This window comes from Micromonospora rifamycinica, assembly GCF_900090265.1.
GTDB classification, from domain to species: Bacteria; Actinomycetota; Actinomycetes; order Mycobacteriales; family Micromonosporaceae; genus Micromonospora; species Micromonospora rifamycinica.
On sequence record NZ_LT607752.1, the window covers coordinates 540,204 to 551,993 of the forward strand.

At 73.9% G+C, this 11,790-nt stretch carries 11 protein-coding genes; 4 read left to right on the forward strand and 7 right to left on the reverse strand.

Annotation, left to right across the window (positions count from 1 at the left end; genetic code table 11):
• Positions 1-15 precede the first annotated feature (15 nt).
• On the reverse strand, positions 16-1,290 hold the full coding sequence (locus GA0070623_RS02250) for an RNA polymerase sigma factor (protein ID WP_067305698.1): 1,275 nt from the start codon (positions 1,288-1,290) through the stop codon (positions 16-18).
• A 9-nt stretch (positions 1,291-1,299) separates the two neighbouring features.
• Positions 1,300-1,701, reverse strand: a complete 402-nt coding sequence (locus tag GA0070623_RS02255; RefSeq protein WP_067305695.1) for a YciI family protein — start codon at positions 1,699-1,701, stop codon at positions 1,300-1,302.
• A gap of 140 nt (positions 1,702-1,841) precedes the next feature.
• On the opposite strand from GA0070623_RS02255, the gene GA0070623_RS02260 reads away from it, so the two are divergent.
• The 3 genes from GA0070623_RS02260 (at position 1,842) to GA0070623_RS02270 (ending at position 3,697) form a co-directional block, all read left to right on the forward strand.
• A complete protein-coding gene (locus tag GA0070623_RS02260) occupies positions 1,842-2,048 on the forward strand; it encodes a hypothetical protein (RefSeq protein ID WP_067305692.1) in 207 nt (68 codons plus the stop codon).
• Positions 2,049-2,211: 163 nt separating this feature from the next.
• The gene (locus GA0070623_RS02265) at positions 2,212-2,931 is read left to right on the forward strand and encodes a neutral zinc metallopeptidase (RefSeq protein ID WP_407937986.1); all 720 of its coding nucleotides are present in this window, start codon (positions 2,212-2,214) and stop codon (positions 2,929-2,931) included.
• 118 nt (positions 2,932-3,049) lie between these two features.
• Positions 3,050-3,697 (forward strand): HAD family hydrolase, encoded by a 648-nt coding sequence (locus GA0070623_RS02270; protein ID WP_067305685.1) that lies wholly within the window; start codon positions 3,050-3,052, stop codon positions 3,695-3,697.
• A gap of 140 nt (positions 3,698-3,837) precedes the next feature.
• Here the strand turns inward: GA0070623_RS02270 and GA0070623_RS02275 are convergent, their stop codons facing one another.
• From GA0070623_RS02275 to GA0070623_RS02295, 5 genes are all read right to left on the reverse strand, one after another.
• Positions 3,838-6,390 (reverse strand): ABC transporter permease, encoded by a 2,553-nt coding sequence (locus tag GA0070623_RS02275; protein WP_067305682.1) that lies wholly within the window; start codon positions 6,388-6,390, stop codon positions 3,838-3,840.
• Positions 6,390-7,157, reverse strand: a complete 768-nt coding sequence (locus GA0070623_RS02280; RefSeq protein WP_067305678.1) for an ABC transporter ATP-binding protein — start codon at positions 7,155-7,157, stop codon at positions 6,390-6,392. Before GA0070623_RS02280 ends, GA0070623_RS02275 begins: the two co-directional genes overlap by 1 nt.
• Before the next feature lie 355 nt (positions 7,158-7,512).
• Entirely contained in the window at positions 7,513-8,118 is a 606-nt protein-coding gene (locus GA0070623_RS02285) for a response regulator (RefSeq protein ID WP_231932790.1), read from the reverse strand.
• Positions 8,119-8,258: 140 nt separating this feature from the next.
• Positions 8,259-9,452, reverse strand: a complete 1,194-nt coding sequence (locus GA0070623_RS02290) for a sensor histidine kinase (RefSeq protein WP_067305674.1) — start codon at positions 9,450-9,452, stop codon at positions 8,259-8,261.
• Positions 9,453-9,635: 183 nt separating this feature from the next.
• Positions 9,636-10,547: a RecB family exonuclease gene (locus tag GA0070623_RS02295; protein ID WP_067305669.1), complete on the reverse strand. Its 912-nt coding sequence runs from the start codon at positions 10,545-10,547 to the stop codon at positions 9,636-9,638.
• Between the two features lie 81 nt (positions 10,548-10,628).
• Here GA0070623_RS02295 and GA0070623_RS02300 point away from each other — a divergent pair, with 81 nt between their 5' ends.
• Positions 10,629-11,774: a site-2 protease family protein gene (locus tag GA0070623_RS02300; RefSeq protein ID WP_231932627.1), complete on the forward strand. Its 1,146-nt coding sequence runs from the start codon at positions 10,629-10,631 to the stop codon at positions 11,772-11,774.
• Positions 11,775-11,790 lie beyond the last annotated feature (16 nt).

Consider the following 11,790-nt stretch of genomic DNA (forward strand, 5'->3'; position numbering starts at 1 on the left):
GCGCCGCACCCGCGCTCAGCCGCCGCCCGGGTCGGGTGCGGCACCGGCGGTCGACGGCTCGGGCAGGCGGGCCGCCCGGCCGTACAGGTAACGCTGGCGGGGGAGGTTCATCGACCGTCGGGCCGCGTGTTCGTACGCCTCCCGCGCACCGGCCGGATCCCCGGACCGCTCCAGCAGGTGGGCGCGGGCGGCGTGCCACCTCGGGTCGTCGGCGATCCGCTGGTCGGCCGCCAGGGCGTCCAGCAGGCGCAGCCCGACCCCGGGGCCCCGGGCCATCGCCACCGCCACCGCGTGGTTGAGGGCCACCACCGGGTTGTCCGCGATCCGCATCAGCACCTCGTAGAGGGCGACGATCTGCGCCCAGTCGGTCTCCCCGGCGCTCGGTGCCTCGTCGTGCACCGCCGCGATGGCCGCCTGGAGCTGGTACGGTCCGACGTCGCCGCGGGGCAGCACCGCGCTGACCAGGGCCACCCCCTCCGCGATCTGGTCGGCCCGCCAGCGGCGGCGGTCCTGCTCGGCCATCGGCACCAGCTCGCCGGCCGGGCCGACCCGGGCCGGCCCCCGGGCGTCGGTGAGCAGCATCAACGCCAGCAGCCCGGTGACCTCCGGGTCGGCCGGGAGCAGCCGGTGCAGCATCCGGGTCAGCCGGATCGCCTCGGTGGACAGGTCCACCCGGCGCAGATGCGTGCCGGCGGTGCTGGCGTACCCCTCGTTGAAGATCAGGTAGAGCACCTGCCGGACGGCGTCGAGCCGGGCCTCGCGGGTGGCGGCGTCGGGCAGCGCGAACGGCAACCCGCTGCCCCGGACGCGCTGCTTGGCGCGGGTGATCCGGCGGGCCATCGTGCTCTCGGGCACCAGGAACGCCCGGGCCACCTCACCGGTGGTCAGCCCGCCGACGGCCCGCAGGGTCAACGCGATCTGGGCAGCCGGCGGCAGCGCCGGATGACAGCACAGGAACAACAGGACCAGGCTGTCGTCGCCCGGATCCGGGTGGTCGGCCGGCGGGGCGAGCCACCGGCCGGTCGGGACCGCCCGCCCGGCGTCGTCCTCCCGTCGGCGGCGGGCCTGCTCACTGCGGAGCAGGTCGGTCAGCCGGCGGGCGGCCACGGTGACCAGCCAGCCCCGGGGGCTGTCCGGCAGGCCGTCGACCGGCCAGCGCGTCGCGGCGGCCAGCAGCGCCTCCTGGACGGCGTCCTCGGCGGTGTCGAAGTGGCCGTACCGGCGGACGAGCGCGCCGAGGACCTGCGGCGCGAGCACGCGCAGCAGGTCCTCGACGGCGGGTGGGCGCACGGTGCCGACTCAGCCGTCCAGGTCGTCGATGCCGTCGGCGACCGGTCGTACGTCCACGTACCCGCCCTCGGCGTCCGGGTCGACGAACCGGGCGGCGATCTGGGTCGCCCGGTCGAAGCTGGCGCAGTCGACGATGGTGAAGCCGGCCAGCACCTCCTGCGTCTCCGGGTACGGCCCGTCGGTGACCACCGGGGAGCCCTGCCGCAGCCGCACCCGACGGGCGTGCACCGGCGCGGTCAGTCCCTGCCCGTCGACCAGCTCGCCGGATTCGGCCAGCTCCTGGTGCACCGCCGCCATGTGGGCGTGCATCGCGGCGACCTGCTCCGGCGACATCGGCGGCTGCGCGCCGGGCCGCCCGGCCATCGCGTCGTAGTCGCGCTGCGAGCCGTACAACATGATCATGTATTTCATGGTCTCTCCTCTCGACCGGCCGTGGCCCGGCCGGACATCAGAGACGTCGGTGCCGCCGGACCGATCCGGACACCGTCCCCGAGGCTAACCGTCGACCAGCCGGGACGCCGGGGCCGGCGGCGACTACGTATCGTGTCCGTATGATGACGATGTGGCTGGTGCTGGGGGTGGCGGCACTGGTGACGGTGGGCACTGTCGGCTGGGTCGCCTGGCGCGACCGCGCCCGCGCCACCGGGGCCGGGGACCGCGCCGCCGGGCAGGAAGCCCAGGCCCGACAGCAGCGGTACGAGGCGGAGCGGCACCTCGCCCAGGGTGGGACGATCCAGCGTGGTCGGCCGCACCACTGACGGCCGGGCCGGGTCGATCCGGGTCGCCCATGGTCAACCGGACGTCGGCCGGGCATGATCGTCTGACGGTCGGGGTACCACCGACCACAGGACCGGGACGCCTGGGAGGCACACGGTGACGGCAGGCTCGGGACGCCGATCGCACGGACCGCTCGTCGCCGTGCTGACGGCGCTGGTGGTGGCGGTCGGCTGCGCGGCCGGCGGGGTGGGGGAGAGCGGCCCGGAGGCACCCCGGGAACCAGCCCCCCGGCAGTCCTCCCGCCCGGCGGCCCCGCCGTCGCCCGAGGCGCAGACCACCCGCGCCGACGGCACCACCAGCGTCGCCGAGTTCAAGAGCGACATTGAGGACGCGGTCACCATCGCCGAACGCTACTGGGCCGCCCGGTTCCGGACCACCGGCGAGCAGTTCCGGCCGATCCGCCGGATCGTGCCCTACCAGCGGGAGGGCGAGGTCTCCTGCGCCGGGCAGCCGCTGCCCCGCAACAACGCGGTCTACTGCTCCCGGGGCGACTTCATCGCCTACGACGTCAACTGGTCGGTCTCGGCGTTCCGGCAGGTCGGGGACGCGTTCGTGTTCTACCTGCTGGGCCACGAGTACGCCCACGGCATCCAGGTCCGGCTCGGCCTGCGCGCCGACTTCACCATCCAGCAGGAGTTGCAGGCCGACTGCATGGCCGGGGCGTACCTCGGCGACTCGGTCCGCGACGGCACCCTGAAACTGGACGCCGGTGACCTGGACGAGTTCCGTGAGGGGCTGCTCGCCGTCGGCGACGATCCCGACCAGCCGTGGTTCGCTGAAGGCTCACACGGCACCGCCGAACAGCGCACCGACTGGTTCTTCCGCGGCTACGAGAGGTCGCTGGACGCCTGCAACCTCGGCTGAGGAGCAGGTCACGTCCGGATGGCACGGCGGCGGGCGGTCCGGGCCGGGCTGGCAGGATCGCCCGGAGACCACCACCTGACGCCAGGAGGATCCGCTGAGCAGCCCACCCCCCGCCGCTGTGCTCTTCGACATGGACGGCACCCTGGTCGACAGCGAAAAGCTCTGGGACATCGCCCTGTACGAGCTGGCCACCGCGTACGGCGGCACGCTCACCGCAGCGGCCCGGCGGGCGATGGTCGGCACCAGCATGGCCGCGTCGATGCGCCTGCTCCACGACGACCTCGGCCAGCCCGAGCGGGATCCCCGGGTCAGCGCGGAGTGGATCCACGCCCGGATCCTGGAGCTGTTCCGCACCGGGCTGCGCTGGCGGCCGGGCGCGTTGACCCTGCTGCGGGCGGTCCGCGCGGCCGGTATCCCCACCGCGCTGGTCACCTCCAGCGGCCGGGCGCTGGTGGAGGTGGCGCTGGACACCCTCGGCCGGGGCAGCTTCGACGCCGTGGTCTGCGGTGACGAGGTCGACTCGGCCAAGCCGCACCCGGAGCCCTACCTGACCGCCGCCCGGTTGCTGGGCGTGCCGATCGGCCGGTGCGTGGCGATCGAGGATTCGCCGGCCGGGGTGGCCAGCGCGCTCGCCGCCGGTGCGGCGGTGCTGGCGGTACCGGCGGAGGTGCCGCTGCCGCCGACCGACGGCGTGCACCAGGTGGAGAGCCTCACCGCGGCGGACCTGGAGCTGCTGGCGGCGCTGCTCGGCGAACCGCCCGGCTGAGTCGCCCGAGCGGGTGTGTCGCCCGCCCGGGTGGGTCGCCCGTCCGGGTGTCGCCGCCCGGCTGAGCCGCCCGCCTGGTCGGCGCGGTGACGACGAGGGGGATCCCGCCGACCGGCGGAATCCCCTCGTGGCGTAGCGGGTCAGTCGTGCGCGATCGCGCCCAGCACGTTGATCCGGGCCGCCCGGATCGCCGGCAGCACCGCCGCCACCACCCCGATGACGGCCGCCAGCAGCAGGAACAGCCCCATCTGACCCCACGGGAGGATCAGGTCGGTGATGCCGTCGTCCTTGAGCGCCCGGACCACCGCGGCACCGAGGCCGACGCCCACCACGATCCCGAGCAGCGCCCCGAAGACCGAGATCACCACCGCCTCCACGGTGATCATCCGCATGGTCTGTGCCCGGCGCAGCCCGATCGCCCGCAGCAGACCCAGCTCACGGGTCCGCTCCAGCACCGACAGGGCCAGGGTGTTGACGATGCCGAGCACCGCGATCACGATCGCCAGCGCCAACAGGATCTGGATCATGGTGAGCAGGCTGTCCAGGGAACCCGTCTGCTGCGCGATGAACGCGTCCCGGTCGGCCACCGACACCTCCGGGCTGTCGGCGAGCAGCGCCTCCACCTGCGGCTGCACGTCCGCCACCGGGGTGCCCGGGGCCAGCTGGATGAACCCCTGGTTGGGTTTCGGGATGGCGAAGTCCTTCACCGCCTGCGGCGGCAGCTGCACCGGGCTGGTCAGCTCGGAACTCTCGTAGATGCCGCTGACCGTGTAGGTGCGCGGCTCACCCCGGGAGGCCTGCACGGTCACCCGCGACCCGACGGAGATGTTGCGGGACTCCGCGGCGTCCGAGCTGAACAGCATCTGGTCCGGGCCGAGCCGGCTGATGTCACCGGCGGTCGTCTTGGCCCCGAAGATCCGCTGCAAGGCGGTCACGTCGCTGGACGCGGCCAGCCAGGTGACCTTCCCGTCGACCATGCCCATGTCGCCGTACTCGCCGTCGGCCAGCTGCACCCCGGGCAGCGCGGCGACCTTCGTCAGCACCGCCGGGTCGAAGCTCGCCGGACGCGGACCGGTCGACGCCCCGGAGATCACCAGCTCGGCCTTGATGGTGTCCTGGGCCAGCGCGCCGATGCTGCCCTTCGCCGAGTCCAGGATCACCGTCACCCCGGTCACCAGGGCGATGCCGACCATCAGCGCCGCCGCGGTGATCGCCGTCCGGCGCGGGTTGCGGCCGGAGTTGAGCCGGCCCAGCTTGCCCGGCACCGACCAGGCGAAGACCGCCCCCAGCAGGGACACCACCGGGCGGCTGATCAGTGGGGTCAGCAGCGCCACCCCGATGAAGGCGAACAGCACCCCGCCCAGGATGACCGGCAGCGTGTTGTCCCCGGCGTTGCCGCTGAGCCCGAGGAACAACAGCACCGCCCCGATCCCGGTGACCACCCCGCCGGTCACTGTCACCCGGGTCAACGGCCGGTCCGGGTTGGCCACGTCCTGCATCGCCGCGATCGGCGGGATACGCGCCGCCCGCAGCGCCGGCAACAGCGCCGCCACCACCGTGATCACCAGGCCGACCGCGAACGAGCCGACCACCGCCGACGCCGGCACCCCGATCCCGGCCAGCGTCAACCCACCGGCCAGGTTGCCGAAGACGTACGCCAGCAGCGCGCCGATGCCGATGCCGGCGCCCAGCCCCAGCACCGAGGCGATCAGTCCGATCGCCACCGCCTCCAGCACCACCGAACCGATGATCTGCCGGCCGCTGGCCCCGATCGCCCGCATCAACGCCAGCTCCCGGGTCCGCTGGGCCACGATGATCGAGAAGGTGTTGAGGATGAGGAACGTGCCCACCAGCAGCGCGACGGCGGCGAACCCGAGCAGGATCTTGTTGAAGAAGGACAGCCCCTCCTTCAGGCTCGCCGAGGCGTCCGCCGACAACTGCGCGCCGGTCTTGACCTCGAAGTCACCGCCGAGCGTGCGGGCCAGGTCGTCGCGCAACGCGGCGTCGCTGACCCCGTCGGCCGCCCGGACCGTGACGTTGGTGAAGACGTCCTGCTCGCCGAGCAGCAGCCGCTGCGCCACCGGCGTGGTGAAGGCGACCTCGTTGACCCCGCCGATCGAGTCCCGGTCACCGCTGTACCCGAAGATCCCGACCAGGGTGAAGGTCTGCTTCGGCGCCAGCGGGGTCAGCACCCCGACCCGGTCGCCGACCTTCACCTTGCCCGCCTTCGCCAGCGCCGCGTTGACGACGATCTCGCCGTCCGCCCGGGGCTCGTGCCCCTCGCGCAGCTTCACCAGGTCGCTCTCGCCCTGCCAGTTCGACCCGAGCTGCGGCGGCCCGAACGAGGTGACCACCTTGCCGTTGCTGCCGATCAGCTGGGCGCCGTCGGTGGTGACCACGCCGGTGGCCCCGGCGACCCCGGCGACCGCGTCGATCCGCTGCACCGTCGCCGCCGGCACGGTCGCGGGCACCTGCTCACCCTGCATCTCGCTGAGCGCCACCTTGGGCTTGCCGGCGACGTTGACGTCGACACCCTCGTACGCGTCGGCGAAGACCGCGTCGAACGAGCGGCCCAGCGTGTCGGTGAGCACGAACGCCCCCGAGACGAACATGACGCCCAGCACCACGGCCAGGCCGGACAGCAGCAGGCGCACCTTGCGCGCCAGCAGACTCTTGAGGGTGGCCCGCAACATCAGCCGGCCACCTCGACCGGGGTGTCCAGCTTCTTCATGGTGTCCAGCACCGTGTCGGCGGTCGGCTCGATCAGCTCCGAGACGATCTGCCCGTCGGCCAGGAAGACCACCCGGTCGGCGTACGCGGCGGCGGTCGGGTCGTGGGTGACCATCACGATGGTCTGGCCGTGCTCGCGTACCGAGTTGCGCAGGAAGTGGAGCACCTCCGCGCCGGAGCGGGAGTCCAGGTTGCCGGTCGGCTCGTCGGCGAAGATCACCTCAGGGCGGGCGACCAGCGCCCGCGCGCAGGCGACCCGCTGCTGCTGGCCGCCGGAGAGCTGCGAGGGCCGGTGTCCCAGCCGGTCCCGCAGGCCCACCGTGTCGATCACCGTGTCGAACCAGGCCGGATCGGGCTTGCGGCCGGCGATCGACATCGGCAGCAGGATGTTCTCCTGGGCGGTGAGCGTGGGCAGCAGGTTGAACTGCTGGAAGATGAAACCCACCTTGTCCCGACGCAGCTTCGTCAGGCCCGAGTCACCCAGCCCGGTCACCGTGGTGTCGCCGATCTGCACGGTTCCCTTGCTCACCGAGTCCAGCCCGGCCAGGCAGTGCATCAACGTCGACTTGCCCGAGCCCGACGGGCCCATGATCGCGGTGAACCTGCCCCGCTCGAACTCGACGCTGACCCCGCGCAGCGCGGCGACCTGCGCCTCGCCGGTGCCGTAGACCTTCCACACGTCGTTCGCCCGGGCCGCGGCCGGCGATTGCCGGCCTACCGTCTCGGTCACGTCATCTACCTCTTCCGTCTGGCTGTGTCGTCCCCACCGCCCCCGCTGGCCGGTGGGGTTGGTCCCATCCTCGGTGCCGGTCGGCGGGTATCCGTCCGACCACGGGCGGACCCGAGGCGGATTTACCGCTGCGGGTCGGCCCGGAGACCGCCTCAGGGTTGCCCCTGAGTCGACGGTCGACCGCGCTACGCCCCACCGGCCGGCGGGACGTCGGCGTCGACGCTAGGACCTGACGTTCCGTCATGGTCAACCGCGCCGCGCCGTCTTTCGTCACGGTAGGTGAGCACGGCAACGCCGTCGTCGCCCCGCCGTCCCTACTCCGGGTACGCCCTGCGGTGGACCCGGCACCACCCGGCTACGCCTTGGGGCGGACCAGCCCCGACTCGTACGCCAGCACCACCGCCTGCACCCGGTCGCGCAGCCGCAGCTTGGTCAGCACGTGCCCGACGTGGGTCTTGATGGTCGTCTCGCTGACCGACAGCGCGGCGGCGATCTCCGCGTTGGACAGCCCCCGGGCCACCTGGACGAGGACCTCCCGTTCCCGCTCGGTCAACGTGCCCAGCGCCTTCGGCGGGGTCGCCGCCGGGTCGGGCAGTGCGGTGGCGAACCGGTCGAGCAGCCGTCTGAGGATGCGCGGCGCCACCACCGCCTCCCCGGCGGCCACCGTCCGGATGGCGGTGACCAGGTCCTCGGCCGGGACGTCCTTGGCCAGGAAGCCGCTCGCTCCGGCCCGCAGCGCCCCCACCACGTACTCGTCGAGGTCGAAGGTGGTGAGGATGAGCACCCGCACCGGCAGTCGGGCGTCGACGATCGCCCGGGTCGCGGCCACCCCGTCCATCCGGGGCATCCGGATGTCCATCAGCACCACGTCGGGTAGCAGCCGGCGGGACAGCTCCACCGCCTCCTGGCCGTCCCCGGCCTCGGCCACGATGTCCAGGTCGTCCTCGGTGCCCAGCACCATCCGGAACCCGGTGCGCAGCAACGGCTGGTCGTCGGCGAGCAGAACCCGCACCGGCCGGCCCGACGAGGGCCGCCCCTCGTCCCGCGGGAAGGGCGGGGCACCGCCGTGCGTCTCGCCCATCTGCTGTCCCCGTTCCGCCGTCATGCCGGGACCGTCCCGACCGGTTCCACCGGAATTCTCGCGTACACCCGGAAGCCGCCGCCGGGCCGTGGCCCGATCCGCAGGGTTCCACCGTAGAGGGCGACCCGTTCCCGCATGCCGACCAGTCCGTGCCCGATCCGCTCGGGCCCCGGGGCCGGACCCCGGCCCGTGTCGGTGACCTCCACGACCAGGCCGCCCGCGTCGACCCCCAGCCGGACCGTGGCGACGGCCGTCCCGGCGTGCTTGAGCGCGTTGGTCAGCGCCTCCTGCACGATCCGGTAGACGGTCAGCGACACGCCCTCCTCGACCACCGGCACCGGGTCCGCGACCTCCAGGACGACCGGCAGCCCCGCCTCGCGTACCTGGTCCACCAGCATGGCGATGCCGGCCAGACCGGGCTGCGGGGTGAGGTCGGCGGCCGGCTCCGCGTCGGTGCGCAGCACGTCGAGCAACCGGCGCAGCTCCCGCAGCGTGGCCCGGCTGGTGTCCTCGATGGTGGTGATCGCCTCGTCGGCGGCGGCCAGGTCCCGGCGCAGCACCCGCCGCGCCCCGGTGGCCAGCACCCCCATCACGCTGACGTGGTGGGCCACCACGTCGTGCAGCTCGCGGGCGATCCGCCGCCGTTCGTCGGCCACCGCCTGCTCGGCCAGCGAGCGCTGGTTCTCCTCGGCCACCCGGGCCCGCTCCCGCAACGCCCGCAGCGAGATGCGCCGGGACCGCACCGCCCGCCCCACCGCGTAGGCGAGCAACGCGGTGAGCAGGTTGTTGAGCACCAGGTACGCCGGGCCGACGTCGAGCCCGGTCTCCAGCGGAGCGAGCACGTTGAGCGCCGCCACCGGCGTCCAGAGCAGGACCGTGGCGACGACCGCCGCCGACACCGTCCGCCCGACCGCCATCGTGTACGTCAGCACCAGGAACGTCAGGCTCTGGGTGGTCGGAGCGGTCCCGAGCAGCGCCGGCACCGTCAGGGTGGCCAGCGCGGCGGCCACCGCCGGCCACGGGGCGACCCGGCGCAGTGCCACCGGTGCCGCGCACAGCACGCTCCACACCAGCATGGACGGCAGCTGCCGGGGCCAGAACTCGCGCGGGGTGAGCAGGACGAAGAGGGCGTCCAGCACCACCAGCGCGACGGCGAAGAGGGTGTCACCGGCCAGCGGCCGGCGTACCCACCACCGCCCCGGTTCCTCGGTCATACCGCGACGCTAGCCGCCCGCCGGGCCGTGAGGTCGTCGCCGACGACGAACCTCGTCTCCTCCTCGCGGACGAGCCCGCCTCCGCCCCGCGGCTCGGCGGCCGCCGTCACCCGTCGGGGCCCGGAGTGACCGCCACCCGTCGGGCACGGGCGGCTCGTCACCCGCCGGCACCCCTGGTGACCGTCACTCGTCGGCGCCCGGGACGGCCGGTCGGGACCGGGCGTCGCGCAGCGGGTCGGCCGCCGCGGCCCGCTGCGGGAACGGCGGCGGGGTGCCGCCGAAGGCCGGGCAGTGCGCCTGGTGGCTGCACCAGTCGCAGAGCCGGCTCGGCCGGGGCCGGAAATCCTGCCGGGCGGTGGCCTGCTCGATGGCCTGCCAGAGCGCCACCACGGTGCGCTCGAAGCGGAGCAGCTCCTCGGCGTCGGGGGAGTAGTCGCAGACCTCGGCGTCCTTGAGGTAGAGCAGGCGCAGCACCCGGGGCACCACACCCCGGGTGCGCCACAGCACCAGGGCGTAGAACTTCAACTGGAACAGCGCCCGTGCCTCGAACGCCTCCCTCGGGGCGCCGCCGGTCTTGTAGTCGACCACCCGCAGCGCCCCGTCCGGGGCCACGTCGAGACGGTCGAGATAGCCCCGGATGAGCAGCTCGTCGTCGACCACCGCGGAGATCAGGCTCTCCCGCTCGGCGGGCTCCAGCCGGCGCGGATCCTCCACCGCGAAGTAGCCCTCCAGCAGCGCCGCCGCCGACCGGAGGAACCCGGCGGTGCCCGCCTCGTCGGCCGGGTCGAACAGACCGGCCAGCTCGGGCTGCCCGGCGACCAGCCGGTCCCACTGCGGGCCGACCAGGTCACCGGCCGCGTCAGGGGTACGACCGCCCGCCGGCAGGTCGAACAACCGCTCCAGCACCGCGTGCACCAGGGTGCCCCGGGCCTGCTCGATGCTGGGGCGCTCGGGCAGCCGGTCGATGCTGCGGAACCGGTAGAGCAGCGGGCAGGTCTTGAAGTCGGCGGCCCGTGACGGCGACAGCGAGGCCCGGACCGTGGCGGGCAACGCCGCCGGGGAATGCTGCTGGTCGATCACCGGATCCGCCGTCATGCCCCGAAGGTTAGGTCACCGGTCCGACAGGTCCGCGCTCGCCGCACCGGGCATGATCGCCTGGCGCGTAGCATCGGGCCGGTGGAGTCCCGTCCCCCCGCGCCCCGCCGGCGTACCGGCCTGACCGTCGGCCGGGTGTTCGGGGTGCCGTTGCACCTCAACGTGTCGATGCTGCTGCTGACCCTGCTGGTGACGGTCACCTACGCCGAGTTCGCCCGGGACCGGCTCGGGTTGTCCCCGCTCGGCGGCTACCTGATCGGCCTGGGCTTCGTGGTGTCACTGCTCGGCTCGGTCCTGCTGCACGAGCTGGGGCACGCGCTGACCGCCCGCCGGTACGGCATCGGTGTGCGCGGGATCACCCTGGAACTGCTCGGCGGCTACACCGAGATGGAGCGGGACGCCCCCACCCCCCGGGTGGAACTGCTGGTCGCCCTGGCCGGGCCGGCCGTGTCGGCGGTGCTCGGCGGGATCGCCGTGGCCGCCACGCTGGCCACCCCCGACCACACCCTGGCCCGCCAGCTCGCCCTGCAACTGGCGCTGAGCAACGTGATCGTGGCGGTCTTCAACGTGCTGCCCGGCCTGCCCCTGGACGGTGGCCGGGCGCTGCGCGCCGTGCTGTGGCGGATCACCCGGGACCGGCACCGGGCCACCGAGGCCGCCGGCTGGGTCGGCCGGGCCGTCGCGGTCGGCACCGCCGCCCTGGTCGTGCTGCTCACCGTGCAGCGGATCCTGGCCCCGCTGGCGTTGCCGCTGATGCTGCTGGTGGCGGTCACCCTCTGGCGCGGCGCCGGCCAGTCGATCCGGTACGCCCGGATCAGCCGCCGGGTTCCGCTGATCGACCTGCCCCGGCTGACCCGACCGGTCTTCGCCGTACCCACCGGCACGCCGCTGGCCGAGGCGCAGCGCCGGCACGCCGTCGACGGCCCGCCCGCCTCGGCCGTCCTCGTGGTCGACGGCACCGGCCGGCCGGTCGCCCTGGTCGACCCGGCGGCGGCGGACGCCGTACCGCCGGATCGTCGGCCGTGGCTGGCGGTGGACGCGGTGGCCCGGTCGCTGGCCGCCCTGCCGACCCTGCCGCACGATCTCGACGGCGAGCGGGTGCTGGCGGCCGTCCAGGCCCACCCGGGCGCGCGGTTCCTGGTGACGGCAGGCGAAGATGTCGTCGGCGTTCTGCACATCGCGGATCTCGCCCAGGTCCTCGAACCCACACGGAAGATGAACAGGTGACCGCAGCACATCCCCC